General features: G+C 68.9%; 28 protein-coding genes. 5 read left to right on the forward strand and 23 right to left on the reverse strand.

The window, feature by feature from the left end:
* Positions 1 to 45: 45 nt before the first annotated feature.
* From LK533_RS03615 to LK533_RS03640, 6 genes are all read right to left on the reverse strand, one after another.
* On the reverse strand, positions 46 to 537 hold the full coding sequence (locus LK533_RS03615; RefSeq protein WP_229361394.1) for a pyridoxamine 5'-phosphate oxidase family protein: 492 nt from the start codon (positions 535 to 537) through the stop codon (positions 46 to 48).
* 90 nt (positions 538 to 627) lie between these two features.
* A complete protein-coding gene (locus tag LK533_RS03620; protein ID WP_229361395.1) occupies positions 628 to 945 on the reverse strand; it encodes a BA14K family protein in 318 nt (105 codons plus the stop codon).
* A 186-nt stretch (positions 946 to 1,131) separates the two neighbouring features.
* Positions 1,132 to 1,401, reverse strand: coding sequence for a hypothetical protein (locus LK533_RS03625; protein ID WP_229361396.1), 270 nt, complete (start codon positions 1,399 to 1,401; stop codon positions 1,132 to 1,134).
* 61 nt (positions 1,402 to 1,462) lie between these two features.
* A complete protein-coding gene (gene mdoH, locus LK533_RS03630) occupies positions 1,463 to 3,280 on the reverse strand; it encodes a glucans biosynthesis glucosyltransferase MdoH (protein WP_229361397.1) in 1,818 nt (605 codons plus the stop codon).
* Positions 3,277 to 4,779: a glucan biosynthesis protein gene (locus LK533_RS03635; protein ID WP_229361398.1), complete on the reverse strand. Its 1,503-nt coding sequence runs from the start codon at positions 4,777 to 4,779 to the stop codon at positions 3,277 to 3,279. Before LK533_RS03635 ends, mdoH begins: the two co-directional genes overlap by 4 nt.
* Before the next feature lie 141 nt (positions 4,780 to 4,920).
* Complete coding sequence (locus tag LK533_RS03640; RefSeq protein ID WP_229361399.1) at positions 4,921 to 7,206, reverse strand: ATP-dependent helicase; 2,286 nt, start codon at positions 7,204 to 7,206, stop codon at positions 4,921 to 4,923.
* 337 nt (positions 7,207 to 7,543) lie between these two features.
* Here LK533_RS03640 and LK533_RS03645 point away from each other — a divergent pair, with 337 nt between their 5' ends.
* Positions 7,544 to 8,857 (forward strand): MFS transporter, encoded by a 1,314-nt coding sequence (locus LK533_RS03645; protein WP_229361400.1) that lies wholly within the window; start codon positions 7,544 to 7,546, stop codon positions 8,855 to 8,857.
* Here the strand turns inward: LK533_RS03645 and rsmD are convergent.
* Positions 8,811 to 9,374 (reverse strand): 16S rRNA (guanine(966)-N(2))-methyltransferase RsmD, encoded by a 564-nt coding sequence (gene rsmD, locus LK533_RS03650; protein WP_229361401.1) that lies wholly within the window; start codon positions 9,372 to 9,374, stop codon positions 8,811 to 8,813. The two genes, LK533_RS03645 and rsmD, sit on opposite strands and share 47 nt — an antisense overlap.
* Positions 9,374 to 11,005 carry a pseudouridine synthase gene (locus tag LK533_RS03655; protein WP_229361402.1) on the reverse strand — a complete coding sequence of 544 codons (1,632 nt, stop codon included), beginning with the start codon at positions 11,003 to 11,005 and terminating at the stop codon, positions 9,374 to 9,376. The genes rsmD and LK533_RS03655 overlap by 1 nt, the downstream gene beginning before the upstream one ends.
* A gap of 123 nt (positions 11,006 to 11,128) precedes the next feature.
* Between LK533_RS03655 and LK533_RS03660 the strand changes: the two genes are divergently transcribed.
* Together LK533_RS03660 and LK533_RS03665 are read left to right on the forward strand one after the other, a co-directional pair.
* Complete coding sequence (locus tag LK533_RS03660) at positions 11,129 to 11,560, forward strand: response regulator (protein WP_229361403.1); 432 nt, start codon at positions 11,129 to 11,131, stop codon at positions 11,558 to 11,560.
* A gap of 343 nt (positions 11,561 to 11,903) precedes the next feature.
* The gene (locus tag LK533_RS03665) at positions 11,904 to 13,247 is read left to right on the forward strand and encodes an AmpG family muropeptide MFS transporter (protein ID WP_229361404.1); all 1,344 of its coding nucleotides are present in this window, start codon (positions 11,904 to 11,906) and stop codon (positions 13,245 to 13,247) included.
* Here the strand turns inward: LK533_RS03665 and LK533_RS03670 are convergent.
* From LK533_RS03670 to LK533_RS03700, 7 genes are all read right to left on the reverse strand, one after another.
* Positions 13,244 to 13,681 (reverse strand): DUF6628 family protein, encoded by a 438-nt coding sequence (locus tag LK533_RS03670; RefSeq protein ID WP_229361405.1) that lies wholly within the window; start codon positions 13,679 to 13,681, stop codon positions 13,244 to 13,246. The two genes, LK533_RS03665 and LK533_RS03670, sit on opposite strands and share 4 nt — an antisense overlap.
* Positions 13,682 to 13,754: 73 nt before the next feature.
* A complete protein-coding gene (locus LK533_RS03675) occupies positions 13,755 to 15,083 on the reverse strand; it encodes a bifunctional folylpolyglutamate synthase/dihydrofolate synthase (protein WP_229361406.1) in 1,329 nt (442 codons plus the stop codon).
* Positions 15,083 to 15,673 carry a YdcF family protein gene (locus LK533_RS03680; protein WP_229361407.1) on the reverse strand — a complete coding sequence of 197 codons (591 nt, stop codon included), beginning with the start codon at positions 15,671 to 15,673 and terminating at the stop codon, positions 15,083 to 15,085. The genes LK533_RS03675 and LK533_RS03680 overlap by 1 nt, the downstream gene beginning before the upstream one ends.
* A gap of 9 nt (positions 15,674 to 15,682) precedes the next feature.
* A complete protein-coding gene (gene accD / locus LK533_RS03685) occupies positions 15,683 to 16,537 on the reverse strand; it encodes an acetyl-CoA carboxylase, carboxyltransferase subunit beta (protein ID WP_229361408.1) in 855 nt (284 codons plus the stop codon).
* Entirely contained in the window at positions 16,534 to 17,346 is an 813-nt protein-coding gene (gene trpA / locus LK533_RS03690) for a tryptophan synthase subunit alpha (protein WP_229361409.1), read from the reverse strand. The genes accD and trpA overlap by 4 nt, the downstream gene beginning before the upstream one ends.
* Positions 17,343 to 18,572, reverse strand: a complete 1,230-nt coding sequence (trpB, locus tag LK533_RS03695; RefSeq protein ID WP_229361410.1) for a tryptophan synthase subunit beta — start codon at positions 18,570 to 18,572, stop codon at positions 17,343 to 17,345. Before trpB ends, trpA begins: the two co-directional genes overlap by 4 nt.
* A 62-nt stretch (positions 18,573 to 18,634) precedes the next feature.
* The gene (locus LK533_RS03700) at positions 18,635 to 19,273 is read right to left on the reverse strand and encodes a phosphoribosylanthranilate isomerase (RefSeq protein WP_229361411.1); all 639 of its coding nucleotides are present in this window, start codon (positions 19,271 to 19,273) and stop codon (positions 18,635 to 18,637) included.
* Between the two features lie 140 nt (positions 19,274 to 19,413).
* On the opposite strand from LK533_RS03700, the gene LK533_RS03705 reads away from it, so the two are divergent.
* Positions 19,414 to 20,625 (forward strand): ABC transporter permease, encoded by a 1,212-nt coding sequence (locus LK533_RS03705; RefSeq protein ID WP_229361412.1) that lies wholly within the window; start codon positions 19,414 to 19,416, stop codon positions 20,623 to 20,625.
* A gap of 4 nt (positions 20,626 to 20,629) precedes the next feature.
* On the opposite strand, the gene LK533_RS03710 is transcribed toward LK533_RS03705, so the two are convergent.
* On the reverse strand, positions 20,630 to 20,842 hold the full coding sequence (locus LK533_RS03710) for a hypothetical protein (protein ID WP_229361413.1): 213 nt from the start codon (positions 20,840 to 20,842) through the stop codon (positions 20,630 to 20,632).
* 111 nt (positions 20,843 to 20,953) lie between these two features.
* On the opposite strand from LK533_RS03710, the gene LK533_RS03715 reads away from it, so the two are divergent.
* Positions 20,954 to 21,379: a DUF2809 domain-containing protein gene (locus LK533_RS03715; RefSeq protein WP_229361414.1), complete on the forward strand. Its 426-nt coding sequence runs from the start codon at positions 20,954 to 20,956 to the stop codon at positions 21,377 to 21,379.
* Here LK533_RS03715 and pyrF read toward each other — a convergent pair.
* From pyrF to LK533_RS03750, 7 genes are all read right to left on the reverse strand, one after another.
* Entirely contained in the window at positions 21,324 to 21,998 is a 675-nt protein-coding gene (gene pyrF, locus LK533_RS03720) for an orotidine-5'-phosphate decarboxylase (RefSeq protein WP_229361415.1), read from the reverse strand. The genes LK533_RS03715 and pyrF overlap by 56 nt on opposite strands.
* Positions 21,995 to 22,417, reverse strand: a complete 423-nt coding sequence (locus tag LK533_RS03725; protein WP_229361416.1) for a LapA family protein — start codon at positions 22,415 to 22,417, stop codon at positions 21,995 to 21,997. Before LK533_RS03725 ends, pyrF begins: the two co-directional genes overlap by 4 nt.
* A 70-nt stretch (positions 22,418 to 22,487) precedes the next feature.
* Positions 22,488 to 23,183 carry an endonuclease/exonuclease/phosphatase family protein gene (locus LK533_RS03730; protein WP_229361417.1) on the reverse strand — a complete coding sequence of 232 codons (696 nt, stop codon included), beginning with the start codon at positions 23,181 to 23,183 and terminating at the stop codon, positions 22,488 to 22,490.
* A 90-nt stretch (positions 23,184 to 23,273) separates the two neighbouring features.
* Positions 23,274 to 24,635, reverse strand: a complete 1,362-nt coding sequence (locus tag LK533_RS03735) for a sensor histidine kinase (protein ID WP_229361418.1) — start codon at positions 24,633 to 24,635, stop codon at positions 23,274 to 23,276.
* Complete coding sequence (locus LK533_RS03740; protein WP_229361419.1) at positions 24,632 to 25,351, reverse strand: response regulator; 720 nt, start codon at positions 25,349 to 25,351, stop codon at positions 24,632 to 24,634. The genes LK533_RS03735 and LK533_RS03740 overlap by 4 nt, the downstream gene beginning before the upstream one ends.
* 81 nt (positions 25,352 to 25,432) lie before the next feature.
* Positions 25,433 to 26,026 carry an EF-hand domain-containing protein gene (locus tag LK533_RS03745; RefSeq protein ID WP_229361420.1) on the reverse strand — a complete coding sequence of 198 codons (594 nt, stop codon included), beginning with the start codon at positions 26,024 to 26,026 and terminating at the stop codon, positions 25,433 to 25,435.
* Between the two features lie 137 nt (positions 26,027 to 26,163).
* A complete protein-coding gene (locus tag LK533_RS03750; protein WP_229361421.1) occupies positions 26,164 to 26,865 on the reverse strand; it encodes a glutathione binding-like protein in 702 nt (233 codons plus the stop codon).
* Between the last annotated feature and the right edge of the window lie 122 nt (positions 26,866 to 26,987).

Here is a 26,987-nt window from a genome sequence, read left to right on the forward strand (position 1 = left end):
CGGTTCCTTGTACAGATGGGAGTATGGAGGGGCGGGGCGTGCCGGTCAGCCGAGGGTGACGTCCGCGACCTTGTCCGCGTAATCGGCCTTGGGATCGACACCGAGCAGGATCTTGATGCCTGCAAACAGGCTGGATTCGTCGAGCCAGATCTTGGCGTGCTCGGCATCCAGGCGGATCAGCTCCAGCTTGGGATCGTCCTTGCCGCCTTCATACCAGGCAGCCGCGAAGCGGTTCCACAGCCGGTCCACCATCGTGCGGTCCTGCTCGACCACGAGATTGCCGTGGATGCTGGCGAACACGTCATGGTTCTTGGATGCAAAATGGGCGGTTGCGCGCGTACCCTCGCGCATTTCCTTCACCAGCGTGTTGTCCTTGGTGGTGAAGAACCAGACCGCGCCATGCTCGGCACCGTCGAGGGTCTGGCCGGTCATCGGCTGGGCATGGCCATCGCCCACGCCATCGATCCCCAGCATCAGCGTGCGATCGGATTTCAGGGCTTTCCAGAAGCGGGTCTGAATTTCCTGGGGCGTCGGCATGCGGCTCTCCTGCAGTTCGCGGGGCCAACGGCCGGAGAGGGGCACGGTTCCGGGGGGTGGCCGGGATGCGAGATCCCGGCCCGGTCCGAATTACAGCGTGCAGCGACGCGACTGGCGACCGCTGACGTAGGTGTCGTTGCGCGGATTGTAGCTGCGGAAGCGCTGCTGACAGGCGCGAACATGGCGGTACCAGTCGTTCTGGCGGCCACGATAGGCCTTCGGCGGAGCCGCAGGACGATTGCCCCAGCGATTGTTCCAGTTGCCGTAGTTGTTGTTGCTGCGCGTCGTCGTCGTGGTGCGGGTCACGGTGCGCACCGTGCGCTCCTGCTGGTGATGCTGCGCATTGGCAGCGGCTGGGGCGAGCATCGCCAGGGCGGCGCCAAGGGCGCCAGCAAGCAACTTCTGCATGATGTCTACTCCTCTTGCCGCCCAACGCCGGCGGCGGGGGACATAACCCCTATCCCGACGATTGTTTCCGGCAGCAACACACGCCGCTCCGAAATGTTCTGGGCCCGTAACAATGATTGGTCGGTACGATGAAGCGAGAATGCCTGTTGTGCGCACGCGCCGAGGTGGTGCCGGCGACGAGGCGGGTCAGGGGCGGATGCTGAACTCGACGTCCGTCACATAGATGCGCTCGACGCACTGTTCTGCCGCCCAGGCGAGCCCCGCGTCCTCGGCCGCCTCGCGGGTGTCGAACGGCGGCACCCCGATCAGCGCCACCGACTCGACCTCGTCGCCATCGCCACAGGCGATCAGCGCGGCGCCGGTGAGCTCGAAACGTCCGTCCTCCAGCTGAACGATGCTGATGCAGTCGACATCGCCGGGTGCCACCTGGCCGCTGGGCAGTCGTGCGATTTCCATGAAACACCTCCATTGATTGCACGCGCAACGCTCGGGCAGCCAAATTGGTGCAAGGACTCTGTCAGGCTGTTTTGGGCGTCGGCAGCGCGCGTTGCTCCGGAAGCGGCGCGGTGCCGAGCGCCCGGTGCTCCGGCTCGAAGATCGCGTGGCGCGCCGCCCAGCCACCCGCACGTGCGCTCGCCGTCCACTGCACCACCCACGGCGACAGCAGCAGCCCCAGCGTCACGGGCAGCAGCCACAGCGCGGTCACGGGCATCAGCGGCGACAGCAGCAGGAGCGCAACGCCGATGCCGACGTGCCAGTGATAGCGCGGCAGGATGTCGCGCATGGCCAGGCCGTCGCTCTGCCGGCTCTGCGGATCCCAGGCGGCGCGCTTGCCCATCGCGATGCCGATCACGTCGATGGTCTGAGTGACCGCGATCGCGGGGGCCGCGAGCATCGACAGCGGCACGTCGAGCACCACCGAACGCCAGATCGTTCGCCATCCGCCCAACGCCTCGCGCCGCTCGCGATCAGCCGTCGCCCAGATCACGCTCAGCGCCTTGGGCCCGAACAGCAGCAGCAGGGTAACGGCCAGCACCGCGCCGGACGCGCTGCGGTTCATCAGGCTGGGTTCCCCGACCAGCGCCTGGACGATGCTGGTCAGGATCAGGAGCAGCCACAGCGGCGAGGCGAGATAGGCGGACGCGCCGAGCAGCAACTGCAGCCGGTTGATCCAGTGAAAGCCCGATGCGCCCAGCAGCCGCAGATGCTGGATGTTGCCCTGCGCCCAGCGCCGGTCGCGCACCGCGGCGTCGATCAGCGTCGGGGGATACTCCTCGAACGTCGCGTCGGTCAGCACCATGTGCACGCGCCAGCCGCGCCGCCGCAGCAGCGCCGCCTCGACCATGTCGTGGCTCATGATCGTGCCGCCGAACGGCGGGCCGCCGGGAAGCTCGGGCAGGCCGCAGCAGGCGGCGAACGCCTCGATCCGGATCAATGCGTTGTGCCCCCAGAACGTCGCCTCTGCGCCCGACCACCAGACGAGGCCCGCGGTCGAGATCGGCCCGTAGAGCCGGCTCGCGAACTGCATCCAGCGCTGGAACAGCGTGGTGGCCCCGATGACCATCGGCACGGTCTGAAGCAGCGCCACTGCCGGCCGGCGGTCCAGCACCTGGGCCATGCCGATGATGGTGTCGCCGCCCATCAGGCTGTCGGCGTCGAGCATCAGCATGTAGTCATAGGCGCCGCCGAACCGGCGGATCCATTCGGCGACATTGCCGGGCTTGCGGCCGACATTCTGCGTCCGGCGGCGATAGTAGAGCGCACAGTCGAGCTGGCGGGAGAGGGACTCCCACGCGGCGACTTCCTCCGCCTCCGCTTCCGGCGCCGAATCGCTCAGGATGAAGAAGTCGAAGTGCTTGGCCATGCCGCCCTGGGCGATCGCCTCGGCCATCCGGGCGATGCGGCCGTAGACGGCCTCCACATCCTCATTGTGGACCGGCATCAGGATGGCGGTGCGGCCCTTGAGTGGTGAAGACCAGCGCGGCGTCGGCATGAAGCCGGGGCGCAGGCCCGTAATCAGCAGCAGGAAGCCGACCGATGCGTTGATGAAGCCGAACGAGATCAGCGCGAACAGCGGGAAGAAGATGCCGAGCAGCACCGCGTCGGTGAGGCTCCACCCGTCGGCGACCAGCGACTCCTTCAGCGCCGTCGAGGCGACGGTCGCCAGCATGGCAGTGAGCAGGACCAGGAGGACGCGGCGTGCGAAGATGTCGTCACCATCCTCCTGGCCGCCCGACCAGGGCTCGGGCACGCGACGCGGCGGCGGCGGACCGTCGAACCGCTGGACCGGCATGTCGATCGGGGCTTCCGCCGGGAGGCGAGCCGGTTCCCTCACCCGTTGAACACCGGGAACAACAGGGTTTCGCTCAGGGCGCGCTCGCCGCGCTTCAGGAACAGCCGCACGTCCGCCGGGCCATTCCCCTCGGGCGCAATGTCGGCGGTCACGCGCCAGCGGTTCTTCTGGCCCACGATTGGATAGGCCGCGCTGGCGATCAGCCTGCCGCGCACAATCTCGATCGCGGGCGAGACGCCACTCGACCGGTCGAGCCCGGCGAGGCCTTCGCCCTCATAGTCGACCACCAGCTTGCGCGCGCCCTTGGTCGGCGTGTCGCCCGGCCGTCCGGCGACGCCGGTCCAGCTGTCCACGACATGCGCCGCGGCCGGCGTGAGGGTCGGATCGTCCGATCCCCAGCGCAGGCCATAGTCGAACTGCAGGCGCTGCCCGGCCTTGGGCGCCTCTGCCGGCACCCAGAAGGAGACGATGTTGTCGACCGTCTCGGCCGCGGTCGGGAAGGCGAACAGCATCACATTGCCACGCCCCCATTGGCCGCGTGGCTCCACCCACAGGTTCGGGCGGCGATCGTAGAAGGCGCCGTCGTCCTGATAATGGTCGAAGTTGCGGTCACGCTGGAGCAGGCCGAAGCCGCGCGGGTGCTCGTCGGCGAAGCTGTCCAGCGTCTCGTGCGGCGGGTTGACCAGCGGGCGCCAGATGCGCTCGCCGCGACCGGTCAGCAGCGCCAGGCCGTCGGAGTCGTGGATCTCGGGGCGCCAGTCGACCGCGGCGGCGCGATTGCCTTCGCCATACCAGAACATGCTGGTGGCCGGCGCAATGCCCAGCCGCTCGACGTCGCGGCGCAGGTGCAGCACGGCCGACACGTCCTGCTGCACGCCATTCTGATGGCGGCTGGCGATGCGGTAGGCGCCCGTAACGCTCTCACCGTCCATCAACGCATAGACGGTATAGGCATCCGCGGCCGTGCGCTCGATCCAGAATTCGGTGAAGTCGGGAAATTCCTCGCGACCCGAAATGCCGGTGTTGATCGCGACACCGCGCGCGGACAGGCCGTACTGGTCCTGGGAGCCCGCGGTACGGAAATAGGATGCGCCCTGGAACGCCATCCAGTCGCTCTCCCGGCCGGGTACCATCGCGCGAAAACCGGCGATGCCGAGTGGCGGGGCGTGGCCCGACACCGCCTCGAACAGGTCGCGGGAGAAGGGGACGGCCTGCGCCTGGCCGTTCTCGACGATGTGGATCTTGACCGGCATCGGCGCATAACGGCCGAGCGGGAACAGGCGGATGCCGCCGGCCAGCGTCTCCTGCGGACGGTAGCGGATCGAGCCCACGGCATCATAGTCGATGTCTGCGGCGGCGGCGACCCGCTCCGGCTTGCGATAGGGCTGGGTCGCAAGCGCGGCCGCACGCTGCTGCAACAGTTCCCACGAAAATGGCTCCGCTGGGGCTTCGGTCTTGCGGGCCATGGCGGCCAGCGGTGCTCCGAACAGCGCGGCTAAGCCGGCAGTGGCGACGATTTCACGACGGGTCGGGTTTCGCATGCACGCTCCAAAGCCCGGAAGGGCATATTGTTGCATTGCAGCAAATGCCGAAATGATGGCCTTGTCGAATCCGTTTCGCCCGCAGCACGATCAGACGTGCCGGCGATGCGGGCAGCGGCGCCGCCGCCGGCCCGGAACCGCTCAGCCGACCGTCACGAAGCTGTCGAGCACGCGCTTGCGCCCGCCGGTCTCGAAGTCGATCTCCAGCTTGTTGCCCTCGATCGCGGCGATCGTGCCGTAGCCGAACTTCTGGTGAAACACGCGCAGGCCCAGGCTCACGTCGCTGCGGCCCTTGTTGCCCAGGCTCACCGCACTCGCGCGGCTCTCGATCACGCGCGGCGCATCGCGGGTGAAGGTCGAGCCGCTGCTCGCCGCCCGCTGCCAGCCGGGCCCACGCCCGGTGCCGCGGTTCACGTCGGCGAAGGGGTCCGCCCGCTCGGACCAGTTCGCGCGCCACAGGCTCTCGCCGCCCGCCATCGTGGTCTCCGCATCGATATGCTCGGCCGGCAATTCGCCGACGAAGCGGCTGGGCAGCGAAGAGGTCCACTGGCCATAGATGCGGCGGTTGGCCGCGTGCAGGATCACCGCCAGCCGGCGCGCGCGGGTGATCGCGACATAGGCGAGGCGGCGTTCCTCCTCCAGGCTGGCGAGCCCGCCCTCATCGAGCGAACGCTGCGAGGGAAACAGCCCTTCCTCCCAGCCGGCCAGGAACACCGTGTCGAACTCCAGCCCCTTGGCGGCGTGGATCGTCATGATGGTGACCTGCGGCTCCTGGGTGGCGCCTTCATTGTCCATCACCAGGCTGACATGCTCCAGGAATGCACCCAGGCTGTCATATTCCTCCATCGCGCGGACGAGTTCGTTGAGGTTCTCCAGGCGCCCCGCGGCCTCGGCCGACTTCTCGGCCTGCCACATCGCCGTATAGCCGCTCTCGTCGAGCAACTGGCGGGCGAGCTCGGGGTGGGGCAGGTCGCGCGCCATGTCGCGCCAACGCGCGATGTCGCCGACCAGCCGGCGGAGCGACTTGCGCGCCGCCCCGGTCAGCTCGTCGGTGTCGAGGATGCGCGCCGCCGCCGTCATCAGCGGGCTGCCGGTCGCGCGCGCATAGCGGTGGACGGTCGCGACCGCCTTGTCGCCCAGACCGCGCTTGGGCACGTTGACGATGCGTTCGAACGCCAGGTCATCGGCCGGCTGGTTGACGACGCGGAGATAGGCGATCGCGTCGCGGATCTCCATGCGCTCATAGAAGCGCTGGCCGCCGACGATGCGATAGGGAAGGCCGATCGCGATGAAGCGGTCCTCGAACTCGCGGGTCTGGTGCTGCGCGCGGACCAGGATCGCCATCTCGTCATAGGATTTGCCCGCCCGGCGGCAGGATTCCATCTCCTCGCCGACGCGCCGCGCCTCCTCGGGCCCGTCCCACACGCCGATCACGCGCACCTTCTCGCCCGCGTCCAGCTCCGTCCACAGCTGCTTGCCAAGCCGCCCGCTGTTGTTGGCGATCACGCCGCCGGCCGCGCCCAGGATGTGCGGGGTGGAACGGTAGTTCTGCTCCAGCCGGATCACCTTGGCGCCCGGAAAATCGCGTTCGAAGCGCAGGATGTTCTCCACCTGCGCACCACGCCACGAATAGATCGACTGGTCGTCGTCACCCACGCAGCAGATGTTCTTGCGCTCCTGCGCCAGCAGCCGCAGCCACAGATACTGGACCGAGTTGGTGTCCTGATACTCGTCCACCATGATGTAGCGGAAGCGCTGCTGATACTGCTCCAGCACGTCACGATGGGTGCGCAGGATGGTCAGCACGTGCAGCAGCAGGTCGCCGAAGTCGCAGGCGTTAACGGACCGGAGCCGATCCTGATACTGCTGGTACAACTCGCCGCCACGACCATTGGCGAAGCGCTCGCTCTCGCCCGCATCCACGTCGGCGGGCGTCATGCCCTTGTTCTTCCAGCTGTCGATCACGCCGGCGAGCTGGCGGGCAGGGAAGCGCTTCTCGTCCAGGTTCGCCGCCACGATCAGCTGCTTCATCAACCGCAGCTGGTCGTCGGTGTCGAGGATGGTGAAGTTCGACTGCAGCCCCACCAACTCCGCATGCCGGCGCAGCATCTTCGCGCCGATCGCGTGAAAGGTGCCGAGCCACGGCATGCCCTCGACCGCATCGCCGACCAGCCGCCCGACACGCTCGCGCATCTCGCGCGCGGCTTTGTTGGTGAAGGTGACCGACAGGATCTCCGACGGCCACGCCTTGCGCGTGTAGAGCAGGTGCGCCAGCCGCGCCGTCAGCGCCGCCGTCTTGCCCGTGCCCGCGCCTGCCAGCACCAGCACCGGCCCCTCGCTCGTCAGCACGGCTTCGCGCTGCGGTTCGTTGAGGCCGCGCAGGTATGGCGGGTCCTGGGGCGAGGGGGTCGTCTGCGGCACGTTCATGCGCGAACAGCTAGGGAACGAAGCCGGCCGGGGCAAGGCTTGAACCGTGTCGTATCCCTCGCGTCCCCGGCCGCTGCCGAATGATGCAACAGACGCCATGGCAGCTGCCGTTTCCCTGCGGAGGCAGGGATCCAGGGCCAAGCAGATCAACGACACGTGGCGTCCGGAACCCTGGGCTCCTGCTTTCGCAGGAGCACGGCAGGCAGAAGTGCCGGAGCCCTCTTCTCGCATCTGACGGTGTTCAAAGCGCAAGGATGCTGCTCCGGCGCCAGCTTCTTCGGCAACAAAGATGCGCGGGCAGGTTGACCTCCCGCAACTCCACCGCCAACCAGCGCGCATGACTGCCCACACTTCCGCCGCCACGCCGATCCCGGCCGCCGTTCTGCCCGCAGCCGGTGGCCCCTCCAGCCGCCGCATCCTGCTCGCGAGCCTCGTTGGCACCTCGGTCGAATTCTACGACTTCTACATCTATGCCACCGCGGCGGCGCTGGTGTTCCCGACCCTGTTCTTCCCGGCAGAGTCCGAATCGGCGCGGCTGATGCTGAGCTACGCCAGCCTCGGCCTCGCCTTCCTCGCCCGGCCGCTCGGCGCGGCGCTGTTCGGCCATTTCGGCGACCGCATGGGTCGGAAGTCGACGCTGGTCGCCTCGCTGATGCTGATGGGCGGCTCGACGCTCGCGATCGCGTTCCTGCCCACCTACGGCCAGGTCGGCCTGCTCGCGCCGTTCCTGCTGTGCGTGCTGCGCTTCGCCCAGGGCCTGGGGCTTGGCGGCGAGTGGGGCGGGGCGGCGCTGCTCGCGGTGGAGAATGCGCCCAAGGGCTGGGCCGGCCGCTTCGGATCGGTGCCGCAGCTGGGCGCGCCGGTCGGCTTCCTCGCCGCCAATGGCCTGTTCCTGCTGCTCGGGCTGGGTCTGGACGAGGATGCCTTCCGCAGCTGGGGCTGGCGCCTGCCGTTCCTCGCCAGCGCGCTTCTTGTCGGTCTCGGCCTCTGGGTCCGCCTGAAGCTCACCGAAACCGCCGAGTTCCGCGCCGCGCTGGAGCAGGAGGCGCCCCCGTCGGTGCCGCTCGCCGAGCTTTTCCGCAACCACCTGCGCGCGACGCTTGCCGGCACCTTTGGCGCAGTCGCCTGCTTTGCGCTCTATTACATTGCCACCGCCTTCGCGCTCGGTCACGGCACCACGCGGCTCGGCTTCTCGCGCGACACCTTCCTCTCGATGCAGCTGTTCGCGATCCTGTTCATGGCTGCCGGCATTGCGCTCGCCGGCTGGTGGGCGGACCGCAGCAGCACCGGCCGCGTGCTCGCGCTCGGCTGTGGTGGGGTCGTCCTCGCCGGTCTGCTGATGCAGCCGCTGATGGGCGGCGGTACCGTCGCCGCAGTGACCGCCTGGCTCGCTATTGCGCTGTTTGCGATGGGCTTCGTCTATGGCCCGCTCGGCGCCTGGCTGCCGGGTCTGTTCCCGCCGCGGGTGCGCTACACCGGCGCGTCGATGGCGTTCAACGTCGGCGGGGTGATCGGCGGCGCGGTGACGCCGATGGCGGCCGAAGCCCTAGCCCAGAACGGCGGGCTCACGCCCGTTGGGCTCTACCTCGCCATTGCCGGGCTGTTCAGTCTTGCGGGTCTGCGGCTGGTTCCGCGCGCCGCAGCAAAGTGAGCTTGGCCTTGCCGTAGACGCGCTCGGCATCGACGACGAAGCCAGACGCATCGACATCCTCGGTGCGCCCGGTCTCGACGCTCACCCAGGTCGCCGGCCCGATCCAGCCGAGCCGCGCCAGCTTGTCGGCCGCCACCCAGCCGGCGCCGCTCGCATAGGGCGGGTCCATCAGGATCAGGTCGAGCGGCGTGGAGGTCGGCCCCAGCGCAAGCACCGACTGGGCCCGCACCTGCGCACCCCGGGCGCCGAGCTTCTCGACATTGGCGCGCAGCGCGTCGAGCGCGGAGCGATCCTGCTCCACGAACAGGCAGGAGGCAGCCCCGCGCGACAGCGCCTCAAGCCCCAGCGCGCCGGAGCCGGCGAACAGGTCGGCGACCGCCAGCCCCTCGAAGCTGCCGACGCGGCTTGCCAGCATCGAGAACAGCGCCTCGCGCGTGCGATCTGCGGTCGGGCGCGTCGCTTCACCTTTGGGCGCGGCAATCGGGCGCCCGCGCCACTGGCCCGAGATGATCCGCATTAGCGGCGACCCTTGGGAGGACCGCCTGGCCGACCGCCGCGGGGTGGCCGTGCAGGGCCGTCGCCGCGCGGCGAACGGGGTGCATCGCTGCGGGGCGACCGCGGCCCGTCTCCTCGAGGTGCGCGCGAGCCTTCACCGCGCGGGGCGTCATGTCTGGCGTCCGAGCGCGGCCCATCGTCGCGCGGGGAGCGCGACCCGTCCGAACGCGGTCCGCGTGGATTGTCACTCCGCGGACCACGGGCGCCTTCGCCCCGCGGCGCGGTGCCATAGCCGCCCGAGCGCGGGTTTTCGCCACGCCCGCTGCGCGGCCCATCACTGCGGGGGCCGCGAGGGCCCTCGTCGCGCGAGAATTGCCCCGCGGCGCGCGCTGGCCCCTTCCGCGGTCCTTCGCCACGCTGCGGGCGTTCGGCACGCTCCGGACGCTCGACACGCAGGGGGCGGCGATCGTCGCGCGCCGGGCGTTCGCCCCCGAAAGCGGCAGATAGCGTGCGTCGCGGCCTGTCGCCGCGACCATCCTCGGCGGGACGTTCCGCCCGCTCCCCGGCGGGCTTGCGGCCGGTGCGCTCTGCGAAGGCGGCGGCGCGCTGGCCGCGCGGGTTCCGCGGCGGGCCCGCTTCGTCGCGACGGCCGGCAAGACCGTCCTTGCGACGCGGGCTTCCGCCGGCAGGGCGCTTGGCGAAGCCGCTGCCGCGCGGTGCCTCGGCTTCGTCCGCCTGCGTACGCGTACGGCGGAACGCCTGCGGATGCGGCTGCACTTCGCGCGGCGCCTGCGGCTCGTACGACACGGGCGCAGGCCGAGGACGCGGCGCGGTGCGGTCGCGCGACGGCTCCCGCCGCCATGCCTTGAGCGCGGCAGGATCGGCACCCTCGGGCGTCGGGCGGCTGGTCGGCCGGCCCTTCAGCGTCTTTCGGAACTCGACGAGGTCGTGCTGCCGGATCTCGTCCACGGACGCGATCGGCATGTCTTCCAGATAGAAGGGGCCATAGCGGGTGCGGATCAGGCGGGAGACCTGCAGCCCCAGATACTCGAGCACGCGCCGCACTTCGCGGTTCTTGCCCTCCGTCAGCGTCATCTCGACCCAGACATTGGTGCCGGTGCGCCGCTCCATGTTGGCATTGATCGGGCCGTAGCGGACGCCCTCGATCTCGACGCCCAGCATCAGGTCTTCCAGCTGCGCCTGGCTCACCTCGCCATAGGCACGCGCGCGGTAGGTGCGCTCGACGCCGGTCGCCGGCAGTTCCAGCTGGCGCTTGAGCTCGCCGTCGGTGGTCAGCAGCAGCAGCCCCTCGGTATTGAGGTCGAGCCGTCCGACCGGCATCAGCCGCGGCAGGTCCGCGGGCATGCGGTCATAGATCGTCGGCCGGCCGTGCGGGTCGCGCGCGGCGGTCAGCACGCCCGAAGGCTTGTGGTAGCGGAACAGCCGGGTGGGGGCGGCGGCCTGCACCGCCTCGCCATCGACGGTGATGCCCCGCAGCGAGGTGAGCAGCGTCGCCGGCGTTTCGATCGGCACGCCGTCGAGCGCGACGCGGCGCGCCTCGATCAGCCGTTCGACGTCGCGGCGCGAGGCAACCCCGGCGCGGGCAAGCAGCTTTGCGATTCGCTGCGGTTCATTGGTCTTGGACGTCGACACGATGGGGAAATGCTATCCTGTTACGCCTGCGCGATGAAATTCTGCGGCGGCGGTGATCGTTCGATCGGTTCGGGTGTTTCTACGCTATAGGGCAGAGCCTTGGGCGAGGGAAGCGAGCGGCGGATGTTGTTTGGCAAGAAGAAGCGGCGGATCCAGCGCATCCTGGTGGTGGAGGATGAGCCGCTGGTCGCATTCGACGCCGAACATCTGCTCGCGGACTCCGGGTTCGAGATCGTCGCCACCACCGATCTGGTGAGCGAAGGGCTGGCCGTGGTGAACAGCGACGCGGTGATCGACCTGGTGCTGGTCGACGTTTCGCTCAGCGACGGCAGTGGCATCGACGTCGCGCGCGCGGCGCATGGCCGCGGCGTGCCCGTGCTGTTCGTGACGGGCGCCTGTCCCGATGGCGCGCGCGAGGTGGCAATCGGTTGTCTCGCCAAGCCCTATCCACAGCGCGACCTGCTCGCCGCCATCGAAGCGCTCGAGACGGTGCTGGAAGGTAAGACACCGCGCAAGCTGCCCGGCAGCCTGAGCCTGTTCCCGCACGCGGGGTGATCGCAAGCCACAGGCGCTCCCGCCTGCAACCCTGTCTCCAGCCTTCGCAGGAGCACGGCGTGCGCGGCTTCACGGGTCGGCGGGAAGAAGAGTCCCGACGTCCGGCGTGCTTGGTTGCTGTCCGTAGGGCACGCCGGACGTCGGGTCACGGTCGAGCCCGTCTCCGGAACCGCCGTGAACAGGCTCTTTATAGCCGAAGCGAAATGAACACGAGCCTAATTGCGGGTTGCGCCGGAACAACCGGGCGGACGGACGATCTTGCCGTTGGTACCCCTTCAAAACCGGCGCCGGGTCGCTAGGGTGCGCCGTAGGGTTGCCGGGTCGGCGTGTCGAGGGAATGTTGATGGTTGAAGTCGCCGGCGAGCGAAAAAGTGGCAATCGTCATGTGGCAGCAATGGCGCCCTATGTGCGCCCCAGGCCGCTGGTTGCGTTTCTGCTCGGCATCGCCAGCGGCTTCCCGCTCACCCTGCTGCTGGGCACCATGGGCTTCTGGCTGGCCAAAGTGGGCATCGACAAGAAGACGATCGGTTTCGCGATCGGCCTGACGACGCCGTATACGCTCAAGTTCCTGTGGGCGCCGCTGATCGACCGGTTGCGCCTGCCGGTGCTCACCGGATGGCTCGGCCAGCGCCGTGCCTGGCTGTTCTTCGTCCAGGCGCTTCTGTTCGTGTCGGTGTGGATGCTCGGCGCCAGCCAGCCGGAACTGCATCTGGGGCTCTTCGCCTTCTGGGCGATCGTGACGGCCTTCCTGTCCGCGACCCAGGACATCGTCATCGACGCCTATCGTATCGAAATCCTCTCCGACGAGGAACTGCCCTTCGGCACTGCCAACAACCAGTTCGGCTATCGCATCGGCAACCTGATCGCCGGCGTCGGCACCATCGCCATCGCCTCGCCGGAGGGGTGGGGCCTCGGCTGGGCGCTGGGCTATGGCCTCACCGCCTTTTGCGTCGTGCCGGCGATGCTGGGCGCCTTGTATGCAGGGCCCGGTCGCCATGATGCGACCGTCGCCCGCGAAGGCTCGCACGGCCAGTGGCTGCGCGACACCGTCGTAGGTCCCTTCCGCGAGTTCCTGCGCCGCCGCGGCGCGGTGCTGATCCTGCTGTTCGTGCTGATCTACAAGCTCGGCGACGCGATGGGGCAGGCGATGCTCAACCCGATGATCGTCGAACTCGGCTTCTCGGACACCGAGTTCATCGCCATCAACAAGGTGGTGGGCTTCTGGGGCCTGATCGTCGGCACCGCGCTCGCCGCTCCCTTCATGGCCTGGCTCGGGATGGGCCGCGCGCTGATCGCCTCGGGCGTGCTGATGATGCTGAGCAACCTGACCTTCGCCATTCTGGCCATGCACGGCCATTCGGTCACCTGGCTCACGATCGCCGTCGCCACCGAGCAGGTGACCAGCGGCATCGGCCTGACGGTGTTCGTGACCTATCTCTCGGGTCTTTCGAACCTCGCCTACACAGCAACGCAGTTCGCGCTGCTGTCGTCCTTTGCCGCGGTCGGGCGCACCTGGCTGGCTACCCCCGCGGGCATCGCTGCCGATGCGCTGGGCTGGGTCGGCTTCTGGCTGCTTACCATGGTGGTGGCGGTGCCCGGGCTGTTGCTGCTGGGCCTGCTCTGGCGCCGCGGTTTCGTCGTCCAGACCATTCGCCAGCCCGGCAGCGAGGAGTCGGCCGCCGCCTAGTCGAGCGGCCGGCCGCCCTCGCGGAACGCCAGCGCCAGCAGGTGCGCGGTCGCGGCCGTGCCGCCGGCGTGCCGGACGCCCAACAGGTCGCGCAGCAGCAGGTCCGCACGCTCCGGCTGCGTCTCGACCGAGCCGATCACCTCAAGCAGTGCAGCCTCCCCCCCGGTCATGCGCGGGCAGCAGCAGGGCGCGATCTGGATCGGGCTCGCCGACGTCTTGGAGACCTCTGCCATCAGCGCGCGCAGAAGCAGCAGCGGCCGGCGGAAATGGCTGCCGAACGCCGTCATGAAGGCGTGGGCGGTGGCGGCGTCGTGCAGCCCCTGTGCCCCCGTCCGGCGGATGCCGTAGAGCAGCAGCAGCCGATCCGCCTGGGCGGGCCGGCTGTGCGGCAACATTTCGGCAAGGGACAGCGAAAGCGATGGGGCGGTGGTCATGCGAGTCTCCTGCCGCGGGGTGTGCAGGCAGGTTCGCGCGTGTCCTATTGCAAGTCAATATCAATAAGGCGCGTCAGTCCGGCAGTTCGTCGTTCGCCTCCAGAACCCCGCCGGCCAGGTAGAGCGAGCCCAGCACCAGCACTACCGGCGGCGCGTCGGAGGCCACGCGCGCGGCCAGCATGCGCAGCGCTGTCGGAACATCGGCGGCGGCGGCCGTGGCGGTGATCCCGAGCCGGTGCGCGACTTCGACCAGCTCGGCCGGATCGTGACAGGCGTGCCCGGGGACCGGCACCGCCGTCAGGCTTGCTGCGAACGGCGCGAAGGGGGCGAGCAATCCGTCGGCATCCTTGTTGGACAGCATGCCCAGCACCAGGTGCACCGCGCGGCCGTGCGCTACCCGCTCGATCGTGTCGGCAACCGCATCCGCGGCCGCCGGATTATGCCCACCGTCCAGCCACAGTTCCGCACCTGCAGGCAGCAGGGCGTGAAGCGGTCCGTCGCCCAGCCGCTGCATCCGCGCGGGCCAGCGCGCCTGGATGGCGGCAGCGGACAGGGCGGCATCGGGAATCGGTACCCGTGTCTGGTGCCGCAAGGTCGCGATCGCGAGCGCGAGGTTGGCCGGCTGGTGCGGCCCGGCAAGCGCCGGCAGCGGGGTGTCCACCATTCCGCGCGCATCGCGGTAGCATAGTCGATCGCCTTCGACCCGGAACGACCAGTTGCTTCCGCGGGCGTGGACGCGGGCGCCCGCTGCAGTCGCGACGGCGGCGACCGCGTCCGCTACGGTGGGCGGATAGGCCATGGTGACCAGCGGCACACCCGGCTTGGCGATGCCGGCCTTCTCCCGCGCAATCGCTTCCGCCGTGTCGCCCAGGAACGCCTGGTGGTCGATGCCCAGCTGCGCGATCGCGGTGGCCGCGGGCGCCGGGATCACGTTGGTCGCATCAAGCCGCCCGCCCAAGCCCACCTCGATGATGCACACGTCCGCGGGCGTCCGCGTGAAGGCGAGAAAGGCGACTGCGGTCGTCACCTCGAAGAAGCTGGCGCCAATGTCCGCGCCCGCATCCAGCACCTCCGCCAGCAGCGCGGCGAGCTTTGCGTCCTCGATCAGCCGCCCGGCGACACGGATCCGCTCGTTGAACCGCACCAGATGCGGGCTGGTATAGACATGCGCGGTCATCCCCGCCGCCTCGACCGCCGCGCGCAGGAAGGCGCAGGTCGATCCCTTGCCATTGGTGCCGGCGACATGGATCACCGGCGGCAGGTCCAACTGCGGATCGCCCAGCCGCGCCAGCAGTCGCGTGATCCGGTCGAGCCCCAGCACATCGGCGCCCGGCCCCAGCGCCATCAGGCGATCGAGCTGGAACTGCACAGCAGGGTCAGCGGAGGTGGCATGGTCGGGCATCAGGCGCCGGTAACCAGATATTGGTTGTAGTAATAGACCTCCCGGAGGAGGAAACCGGCGCGCGCCTGCCAGCCGCGATGGCGGGTGGTGGGCGTCGGCGCGCCTTGTGCGGCGATCCCCAGATCAACGGCCATCCGCACCGCGCGCTTCAGGTGCAGCGGGTCGCTCACGATCAGCGCCGAATGCTCCTGGTTCGCACGCAACAGCGCTGCTGCCTCGATCAGGTTCTCCCGCGTCGTGCGGGAACGTGTCTCAATGCGGATTGCCGAGGCGGGGATTCCGCGGCGGATGGCGTAGTCGCGTGCGACCGCGGACTCGGCGTGGCGCAGCCCCGTGCCGTAGCCGCCCGTGAGGATCAGGGTGCGCACTCGGCCCCTGCGATAGAGCGTCAGCCCATGATCGATCCGCGCCGCGAACACGGGCGAGGGCTGGTCCCCGCGGATTGCCGCACCCAGCACGATCGCAGCATCCGCCGGCCGGGTGGGGGTGGTGTTCCCCGCCCGCACGATCTGCACCGCAACCAGCACCAGCCACGCCGCCAGCAGGGCGGCGAGCCCGCCGGCGACACGTCGGATGCCATTGCGGCGCATCGTGTCGGCTTACGCCGCCTTCTTCCCCGCGCACAGGAAGTCGATCAGTTCGGCGAGCGTGCTGCGCAGTTCCTTGCGGTGGGTGACCATGTCGATCAGCCCGTGGTCGCGGTAATATTCCGACGTCTGGAAATCGTCGGGCAGCTTCTCGCGGATCGTGCTCTCGATCACGCGGCGGCCGGTAAACGCCAGCGTCGCCTTGGGCTCGGCGATCTGCACGTCGCCCAGCATCGCATAGGCCGCCATCACCCCGCCCGAGGTCGGATCGGTCAGCACGACGATGTAGGGCAGCCCGGCATCGTGCAGCATCTCGATCGCGACGGTGGTGCGCGGCATCTGCATCAGGCTCAGGATGCCCTCCTGCATGCGGGCGCCGCCCGATGCGGTGAAGACGATGAACGGGCAGTTGCGTTCGATCGCGTTCTCGACACCGCGGATGAACGCCTCGCCCACGGCCTGGCCCATCGAGCCGCCCATGAAGCCGAAGTTCTGCACGCCGATCACCGCCTGATGACCGTCGATGGTGCCGACCGCGTTGATCCAGGCGTCCATGTCGCCGGTGCTGGTGCGCGCCGCCCTCAGCCGATCGGCATAGCGCTTGGAATCGCGGAACTTGAGCGGATCTTCCGGCACGGTCGGGCTCGGCAGCGTCTCGCAGCTACCCTCGTCGAACAGATAGGCGAACCGCTCCTTGGGACCGATGCGCTCGTGATGGTCGCACATCGGGCAGACATACTGGTTCTCCTCCAATTCCTTGGTGAAGACCATCTGACCGCAGCCCTTGCACTTGTGCCACAGATTGTCGGGCGTCTGGCGCGGGGCGACAAAGGGGAGCGCGTTGCGAACGCGGGTAATCCAGCTCATGCAAGTTCCTTCCGGGCGCTCGCCAGCGCGGCGGCGAGCGACTGAACATAGGTGCGGACGGGCTCGGCGGCATTGCTGCCGCTCGCACCCACGATCTCGACGATCGCCGATCCCACCACCACGCCGTCGGCGACACGGCCGATGGCCGCCGCCTGTTCGGGCGTGCGCACGCCAAAGCCGACCGCAACCGGCAGCTCGGTCGATTGCTTCAGCCGGGCCACCGCCTCTTCAATCGAGGTCTGCGCGGCCTGCTGCTTGCCGGTGATGCCGGCGACGGACACGTAGTAGAGGAAGCCATCGGCGCCATCGAGCACCGCGGGCAGTCGCGCCACGTCAGTGGTGGGGGTGGCGAGCCGGATCGGCGCGATGCCGCGCGCGCGCAGCGCTACGCCCAGGCTGTCGTCCTCCTCCGGCGGAATGTCGACGCAGATCACGCCGTCCACGCCTGCATCCGCTGCAGCGTCAGCGAACCAGTCGGCACCGCGGCGGACCATCGGGTTGGCATAGCCCATCAGCACCAGCGGCACCTCGGCGTGCCGGCTGCGGAACTCGCGGACGATCGCCAGGATGTCGGCAGTGGTCGTGCCCGCGCCCAGACTACGGATGTTCGCCAGCTGGATCGCCGGCCCGTCCGCCATCGGATCGGTGAACGGCATGCCCAGCTCGATCACGTCGGCGCCGCCCGCGACCAGCGCGTCCAGGATTGCGCCCGTCGCCTCTAGGTTCGGATCGCCGGCGGTCACGAAGGTGACCAGCGCCGCGCGACCCTGCTCACGACAGCGTGCGAAGGTGTCGGCGATGCGGCTCATATCGCCACCCCCAGGGCGGCGGCGACCGTGAAGATGTCCTTGTCGCCGCGCCCGCACAGGTTCGCCAGGATCACCTGATCGTCCCGCATTTCCCGCGCCTTGCGCGCCACGGCTGCGATTGCGTGCGAAGGTTCGAGCGCGGGAATGATGCCTTCGGTCCGGCACAGCATCTGGAACGCGTCGAGCGCCTCCACGTCGGTGACGGCCTCGTACTTCACGCGGCCGATCTCGTGCAGCCAGCTGTGCTCCGGCCCGATGCCCGGATAGTCGAGCCCGGCCGAGATCGAGTGCGCCTCGGCGATCTGGCCGTCCTCGTCCTGCAGCAGATAGGTCTTGTTGCCGTGGAGGATACCCGGTGCGCCGCCGGCAAGGCTGGCCGCATGCTGCTTGTCCAGGCCATGGCCCGCCGCCTCGATGCCGAGCATCGCCACCTCGGCGTCGTCCAGGAACGGGTGGAACAAGCCGATCGCGTTTGATCCGCCGCCGATCGCCGCCACCAGCAGGTCGGGCAGACGGTTGATGCGCGACAGCATCTGTGCCCGGGCCTCGCGCCCGATCACCGACTGGAAGTCGCGCACCAGCTCTGGATAGGGGTGGGGGCCGGCCGCCGTGCCGATGATGTAGAAAGTGTCGTGGACGTTCGCGACCCAGTCGCGCAGCGCCTCGTTCATCGCGTCCTTCAGCGTCGCCGCCCCGCTCGCCACCGGCCGCACTTCCGCGCCCAGCAGCTTCATGCGGAAGACGTTCGGCTGCTGCCGCTCGACGTCCTTGGCACCCATGAAGATGGTGCAGGGCAGGCCGAAGCGCGCGCACACGGTGGCAGTGGCGACGCCATGCTGGCCCGCGCCCGTCTCTGCGATGATCCGCGTCTTGCCCATCCGCATCGCCAGCAGGATCTGGCCGATGCAGTTGTTGATCTTGTGCGCGCCCGTGTGGTTCAGTTCGTCGCGCTTGAACCAGACCTGCGCGCCCATGCCGGGCGCCGCGCTCTCGCGCAGCGTCTCGGTCAGCCGTTCGGCATAATAGAGTGGGCTCGGGCGGCCGACATAATGTTCGAGCAGATCGTCGAACTGGGCCTGGAACGCCGGATCGGCCTTGGCCGCGCGATATTCGCGCTCCAGGTCCAGGATCAGCGGCATCAGCGTCTCGGCGACGTACCGCCCGCCGAACTGGCCGAAATGGCCCCGTTCGTCGGGCTGGGCGCGGAAGGTGTTGGGCGCGGTCATGGCGCCGGCTTTAGCAGGGGCGGGGGCGCCCTCAACCCCTTTTGCGTACGCAGTCCGGTGGCTCAGCCCTTCGCGACGGCAGCCAGGAAGGCACGGATCCTGGCGACGTCCTTGACCCCCGGCGCTTCCTCGACGCCCGAGGAGACATCGACCAGTCGCGCACCGGTCCGCACAATCGCTTCGACGACATTGCCGGCGTCCAGCCCGCCCGACAACGCCCAGGGCAGCGGATGCGCAAAGCCGTCGAGCAGCGTCCAGTCGAACCGCACGCCCATGCCGCCGGGCAGGGCGGAGGTGTCCGGCGTCTTGGCATCATAGAGGATGCGGTCGGCCGCCCCGGCATACTCGCGCGCGGCATCCAGGTCGGCGCGCGTCTTTACCGCCACCGCCGCCCAGATCTGACGCCGCAAACGGCCGCGGATTACCGCCGCGCGCTCGGGGGAAGTCTTGTGCAGCTGAACCGCGTCGAGCCGCCCGGCCTGAACCGCGGCATCGAGCAGCGCGTCGTCGGGATCGACGAACACGCCGACCCGCTGGACATGCGTCGGCACCCGCGCGGCCAGCCCCGCAGCCTGCTCCAGCCCGACGTTGCGAGGCGAGGCTTCGAAGAACACGAACCCGACATGGCTGGCACCCCCCAGCACCGCGGCGTCGAGTGTGGCAGGCGTCGAGAGGCCGCAGATCTTGGCAGAAGCATACATGGGCGCAGCAGTAGCGGTACTGGCGGCGGCGCGCGAGGGAAAAGCCGCTTGGGCATCTTGGCTGCGGGGCTGAGTTCGCGCACTCTCGACGGGATGGTCCTGCCCGACTCGCACCCTGCAGTTCTTGCGCAGCCCCGCTGATGCTGGGGACGAGCCTCGTCCTCGCCTTCCGGTCGATCCGCCGTCACACATTGCGTTCCTTCCTGACGACGCTGGGCATCGTCATCGGTGTCGCGGCGGTGGTCACCATGGTCACGCTCGGCGAGGCAGGTGGGGAAGCGGTGCAGCAGCAGATCGCGAACCTCGGCACCAACGTGCTGCACGTGCATCCGGGTGGCGGCTTCGGGCGCGGCGGCGGTGCCGGCCTGCCGGCGGACTTCAAGCCCGAGGACATCGTTGCGATCGAACGCCAGATCGCGGGCGTCACCGCGGTTGCTAGTCAGGCCCAGGCACAGGCGACGGTCATTCGCGGCGGCAACAACTGGTCGACCAGCATCTTCGGCATGAACCATGCCTATTTCCAGGTGCAGCCCTGGCCGTTGCAGGAAGGCCGCATCTTCACACCGGCCGAGGAAGCGTCGGGCAAGGCAGTGTGCATCATCGGCAACACGGTGCGTACCAAGCTGTTCGGGCAGGACAGCCCGATCGGCCAGCGCTTCCGCGCCGGCAGCTTCTCGTGCCAGGTCGTGGGCCTGCTCATCAGCAAGGGGCAGGCAGGCTTCGGGGGTGGGGACCAGGACGACTTCGTCATCATGCCGCCCAAGACGGTTGCCCGCCGCTTCGTGGGCAATCCCAATTTCAAAGCGATGCTGGTTGGCGTCGATGCGGCCTATGACACCGACACGGTTTCCGCCTCGCTCGGAGGTCTGCTGCGCGAGCGACGCAACGTCCGGCCGGGGCAAGAGAACGACTTCAACATCCTCGACCCCAAGCAAATCGCGCAGACGCTGGCGGGCGCCACCACGCTCCTGACCGGCATTGTTACCGCCGTGGCCGCGATCAGTCTGGTGGTCGGCGGCATCGGCATCATGAACATCATGCTGGTTTCGGTGACGGAACGTACGCGTGAGATCGGCATCCGTCTCGCCATCGGGGCGCTCGCGCATGAGGTGCAGATGCAGTTCCTGGTCGAGGCGGTGGCGCTGTCGTGCCTGGGCGGCCTCATCGGCCTGGCGCTTGCGCAGCTTGCGGTGCTCGGAATCGCGCCGCTGATGAAGCTCGGCTGGAGCTTCAATCCCACGATCAACCTGGTCGCCTTCGCCATTTCGGCGGCGATCGGCGTCGTGTTCGGCTATTTCCCCGCCCGGCGGGCCGCAGCCCTCAACCCCATGGACGCCCTGCGCCACGAATAGCGGATCAGCGCTGCTCCAGGCGTGCCTTTGCGGCCGATGCGGGCGTCTGCGCGACGGGCTTGTCGGCCGGGCGGCAGATCCGCTTCACGGGCTGACAGGCGATGCCCACCGTGGAGCATGTCTGCCGCCTCGCCACCACCTTGCAGGCGCGACATTGCTGCGGCACCTCGGTGCAGCTTTGCGAGCCTGCCAAGAGCGCGACAACGATTGCCAACATGGCCGCAGGCTGCGCCTGCAGACGGGCGGAGTCAACGGATGCCCCTGGGATGCCGCCAGATCAGCACGCCCCATGCATCCTTCCTGCACGGTTCGCGGGTAGGGCGGCGGGATGCACAACTGCTCGCGCCGCTTCCATGCCGGCTATGCCGCCGCCGCCCTTCTGGTTTTCCTGCTGGAGGTCGCGATCGCGCTGTGGGTCCGCGATCGCATGATCCGGCCGTATCTCGGCGACAGCCTTGCAGTGGTGCTGGTCTATCTCACCCTGCGCGCCGCTACCCGGCTGTCGGTCCCGTCTGCCATCGCCGCCGCGCTCGCGATCGCCTTTGCAATCGAGCTGTCGCAGTGGTTCCGCCTGGTCAACACGCTGGGCCTCGCGAATAACGGGATTGCCCGCGTGGTGCTCGGCACCGGGTTCGACCTGCACGATTTCGCCGCCTATCTGCTCGGCGGCGGGTTGGTCCTGATCGGGGAGGCGGTGCTTAGAGCGTCGCGCCGATCGCGCGCGCGGCGGCGTCGGGATCTTCGGCCTGGGTGATCGGTCGGCCGATCACCAGGATCGAGGCACCGCCGTCCATCGCTGCGCGCGGGGTGACCACCCGCTTCTGGTCGCCGACCTTGCCATCGGCGGGGCGTACGCCCGGCACCACGAAAAAGCCGTCGCGCCACGCCGCATGCGCCGCGCGTACTTCCTCGCCCGAACACACGATGCCGTCGACGCCCGCCGACCGGGCGAGTTCCGCCAGCCGCCCCACCTGCTCATGCGGGTCCGGCGCCAGGCCGATCGAGCGCAGGTCCTCGCCATCCAGGCTGGTCAGCATCGTCACCGCCACCACCTTGGTGCCCGTCGGCGCGGCCGCCTTGGCATCCTCCAGCATCGCGCGGCCGCCGGCGGCATGGACGGTCAGGATTGCGGGCTTGAGTGGATGCAGTGCCTGGATCGCCTTGGCGACGGTGTTGGGGATGTCGTGGAGCTTCAGGTCCAGGAAGATCGGCAGGCCGATGTCCGCCATCTCGCGAACGCCGTGCTGGCCGTTCGCCATGAAGAACTCCAGCCCCAGCTTGATGCCGCCGACGTGGCGCTGCACGCGCTTGGCGAGCGTCTTGGCGCGTTCCAGGTCCGGCGTGTCGAGGGCAACATAGATCGGAGAGGTCATGGACGGTCCTGGGCAATCTGGTTCGGCACCACCGGGTGCTCACCCAGGGCATTGTCGTGGACGGGCACTCCGCCGGCATTGACCGGGGTCACAGCGGCAGCAGGCGTGGAGGCAGCGCGCGCGGCGGGCAGGTCGCCCGGCGTCAACGTGGCCGGCGTCGCCGCATGCTGGGCACGCAGGTCGGCGAGCGCGCGCTCGGTCGCGGCGATCCGCTGGCGCGCGCGCCACCGCACGGTCACCAGCGACAGATACGCCGGGACGAAGCCCAGCAGGAAGGTGATGATCAGCAGCAGCGGCAGGTTCACGTCCGCCACCACGCTGCCCCACAGGCGCACCGGCACCATGGTCATGTTGTTGAGGCTGAAGGCCACCACGACCCCGACGAGCAGCGCCCAGAACAGGGTTTTCAGGAATTGCATGGCCGTGCCCCTTGGTTTGCGGTCCCTGCCTGCTTAGGCGGGGAGGGCCGTGCGGGCAAGGGAACCCCGGTCAGGCGGGCTCGACGACTGCCCAGATCGGGAGATGGTCCGACGCGGTTCGCGCCGCCGCCGTGTCGTGCACGCCTGCCTCCACGATCTTCAGCTCGGCCGAGGCCATGATCCGGTCGAGCCGCCCCACCGGGCGGCGCGCGTGAAAGCTGGGGCCGGTCATTGCGAACTGGTGGTGCCGCGCAAAGTCGCGCAGGCAGCCGGACGCAGCGCTCCATTCGTTGAGGTCGCCCATCAGCACCGTCGGCATCGCTCGCGTCGCGCTGTCGCAATGGCTCAGGATCGCCGCTGCCTGCTTGCGTCGCCACAGGCCGGACAGATCCAGGTGCATGCCGACAGCCCGCAGCAGCATGCCGCCGATGCGGATATCGGCAGAGACCGCGCCGCGCGGCTCCAGCGCCGGAAGCTCGATCCGTTCACAATCCAGCACCTGTGCCGTTTTCCGCACCAGCAGCGCGTTTCCGTGCCAGCCCATGCTGCGCGCCCGCATCGCGACCGGAACGGCGCGCCAGTCGGTATGCTCCTCCAGCATATGCTCGGGGATTACGCCTACGCGCTGGCCCAGGCGGCGGTCGCATTCCTGCAACGCGATCACGTCCGCATCGATCTCGCGCAGCACCTCCAGCGTGCGCTCGGGCCGGCGGCGTCGATCGGTGCCGATGGCCTTGCGCATGTTGTAGCTCGCGATCTTGATCATGCAGCAGCGCCTGTGGGGAAAGGGACATCGGAAGAAGTGCAGAGGCGAGGAACTGGTTCCGCGTGCGAAAGGATGCGGGCGCCTGCCGGCCTATCCGCGCGGCAAGGTGATGGTGGCGAGCAGTCCGCCGCCTTCGCGGTTCGCCAGCGCGATCTCGCCGCCGGCATCGCCCACGATCGCCTGCGCCAGCGCCAGGCCCAAGCCGATACCGCCGGTTTCCCGATTGCGGGAGGTTTCGAGCCGAGTGAAGGGCTGGAACACCGCTGCGATCTGCTCGGGCGGAATGCCGGGGCCGCGATCCGCCACTTCGATGCGCACGCGCGTCGGGTCGGCTACCAGGCGCACCTCCGCGCCGCCGGCATATTTGACGGCGTTCTCGATCAGGTTGCGGATCGCGCGCCGCATCAGCGTGGGCCGCAGGCGCAGCCGCTGGCGCTCGGTCTCTTCGAACGACACGTCCGCACCCAGGTCGCGGAAGTCCTCGACCACCGCATCGACCAGCGCCGCCAAATCAACCTGCGTCTCCGGCTCGCTCGGGCGGCCGAGGCGCGCCAGCGACAGAATGTCTTCCAGCGTGCGGTTCATCTCGTCGATGGTCTCGGCCATGCGCGCGCGATCAGCATCATCCTCGACCGACTCGATCCGGACGCGCAGCGCGGCAAGCGGCGTGCGAAGGTCGTGGCCGATCGCGCCCAGCATCCGGTCTTTTTCCTCCAGCATGCCGCCCACGCGGACGCTCATACCGTTGAACGCGGCGATCACCGCGCGCACGTCGCCAGGCCCGGACTCCTCGACGATATTGGCGGCCGATCCGGGTCGATAGGCATGCGCCGCCTGGGTGAGTGCCCGCAACGGCTTGGAAATGCGGCTCCCGATCCACAGCACCGGCAGCAGCACGAAGCCATAGAGGATCAGCGTCTGCGCGATCAGCTGCCACACCAGCCCTTGCTGGGTGTTGGGCCACGGCGTCTCCAGCACCAGCCAGCCCTGGCCGGGGATCTCGGCGGCGACCTTCAGCGTCGCGCCATAGCGGCGAAGCCGCTCCGCATAGCCGCGGTCGAGCCGGCGCAGCGCCGGATCCCGTGGGTTCACCAGCTGGATTTCAGTCTCGATACGCCTGACCTCCAGCCCGGCGTCGGAAAAGGCGTTGCGCACGGCCGTTTCGAACTCCGGATCGCTGGTACCTTTGTGCTCAAGCGGATTGGTGAGGCGCAGCCGCACGGCCCGCGAGCGCACGCCGCGCGGTGCCTGCCGGTCCGCGATGCGGTCGCCGCGCAGCCGCTCGGCCGCGTCCACCATCCGCGTCACGGCCGGCACCGTCACTTGCGCAAAGCGGACAGCGCTTCGCTCGCGCAGCAACATGGCGAAATTGATCGCCTGCGCCACGAACAGCGCGATCGCGACCAACAGTGCAATCTGCCCGGACAGGCTGCGGGGCCAGAGCCGGTTCAAAGCCGAGTGACCTCGCTCGCCAGCGTATAGCCGCCGCCCCACACGGTCTTGATGATGTCGGGGTTCTTGGGATCGGCCTCGATCTTCTTGCGCAGGCGGCTGATCTGATTGTCAATCGCGCGGTCGAAGGCCGCGGCCTCACGCCCCTGGGTCAGGTCGAGCAGCTGGTCGCGGGTCAGCACCTGGCGCGGCCGGATGACCAGCGCGTGCAGCAGGTTGTACTCGCCCGTCGACAAGGGCACAGACACGCCCTCCCGGTCCACCAGGCTGCGCTCGCCGCTTTTGAGCACCCAGCCGGCAAAGGCGAAGGAGCCGCTTTCTGGCGCATGCTGGCGCACGCCGCCGCCTGCCAGCCGGCGCAGCACCACCTTGATCCGGGCGGCGAGCTCGCGCGGGGAAAAGGGCTTCACCACATAATCGTCCGCGCCCATCTCCAGGCCAACGATGCGGTCGGTCTCCTCGGCACGCGCGGTCAGCAGGATCACCGGCGTATCGCTGGTCTCGCGGACATGCCGGCACAGCGACAGCCCGTCCTCGCCCGGCATCATGATGTCGAGCACGATCAGGTCTATCGCGTACGCAGCGAGGCGCGCGCGCGCGCCCTCGGCGTCGCCCGCCTGGGTCACGCGGAATCCCTGCTTGGTCAGATATTGGGCGAGCGGCTCACGGATCGACCGTTCGTCGTCGACCAGCAGGAGATGGGGAATATCGGCCATGTGCGAAGCCCTATCACACTCCCGCGCCGGTTCCACAGCGCGGGGGAGAACGGCCGGGCTGGGGTGCCCGGCCGTTCCAGCTCAGTTCTTGGCGAGGGGCGCCGCGGGAGCGCCCGGCGCATGGCGGTTCTGCATGCGCTTGGCTTTGTGCTCGCGCATCCGCGCCTCCATTGCCGCTTGCTCGGTCGCGTCGATACGCCCGTCGCGGTTCGCGTCGACCCGATCGAAGCGCTGGGTAGCCTCGGTTCGGAACTCCTCGCGGGAGACGCTGCCGTCGCGGTTGGTGTCCAGCCGCGCCAGCATGTGCCCGCGGCTGTGCTTGGGGCCGGCACCCCGGGCCGGCTTGTCGATGCGGCCGTCGCGGTCGGTCTGCAGCGGCGTCACTGCACCCGGGGGCGGTGCCTTGCCATCGGCACCCGGCCGATGATGGCCCCGGTGACCCGGACGGCGCAGTTCCTCGCCCGTGAGCTTCCCATCCCCGTTCCGATCCATCTGCGCGAAGTGCCGGTCGGCGGCCGCCAATGCTTCTGCACGGGTGACCACGCCATCCTTGTCGGCATCGACCATCGCCATCGGACCGGCGCGGCGCTGCGCCGCATCCTGCGGGAGCGTCGCCTGCGCAGCACCGCCCAACAGGGTGGCGCCGAGCGCTGCGGCAATCATGAACTTCTTCATCTCAAGAGCCTTTCAGCAGTGCTTGCCGCGACGCAGTGTCGCGGCGACCCCTGCCTTCTGGCGGCACCCTGTCGCAACGCTGTGTCGACGGGCGGGAAAACTGTCGCAATTTGTCTTTCCCGCCCCAGCATTCTACCTCAGCCGCGCCCGCTGCCTGCGGTCTGGCCGAACAGGTTGCGGCGCATCTCGTCGGTCATCTCGCCGCCGCCCGCGCTCACCGTCTCGCCCACCGTATAGGCGCGCTCGGTCGCCGGGCGGGTGCGGATCGCCTCGAACCAGCGCTGCACGTTCGGGAAGTCGGCCAGGTTCTGCCCCTGGGCCTCGTGCGGCACGATCCAGGGATAGGCTGCCATGTCGGCGATCGAATACTCACCAGCGATGTATTCGCGACCTTCCAGCCGACGATCAAGGACGCCGTACAAGCGGTTGGTTTCCTTGACGTACCGGTCAATCGCATAGGGGATCTTCTCGGGCGCATAGCGGTTGAAATGATGGTTCTGCCCCAACATCGGCCCCAGTCCGCCCATCTGCCACATCAGCCATTGGGTCTGTTCAAACCGGGTGCGCAGGTCCGGCGCCAGGAAGCGGCCGGTCTTCTCGGCCAGGTAGAGCAGGATCGCGCCGGATTCGAAGATGCTGATCGGCTCGCCACCGTCCGCTGGTGCATCGTCGACGATCGCGGGCATGCGGTTGTTCGGCGCGATCTTCAGGAAGTCGGGCGCGAACTGCTCGCCTGCGCCGATGTTGACCGGATGCAGCGTGTAAGGGAGGCCGGTCTCCTCCAGAAACAGCGTAATCTTGTGGCCATTGGGGGTGGGCCAGTAATGGAGGTGGATCATCGGCAGGGCTCCTTGTTTCGCCTGGCCGCCGACATGGGCAGGCCGGCACGGCCACGCAAGCCGAGGGAACGTCGCCGGCCGGCCACGCGTATGGTCGGAATGAACGCGGCCAAACGGCTGCG

The organism is Sphingomonas sp. PL-96 (assembly GCF_020707215.1).
Classification (GTDB): domain Bacteria; phylum Pseudomonadota; class Alphaproteobacteria; order Sphingomonadales; family Sphingomonadaceae; genus Sphingomonas.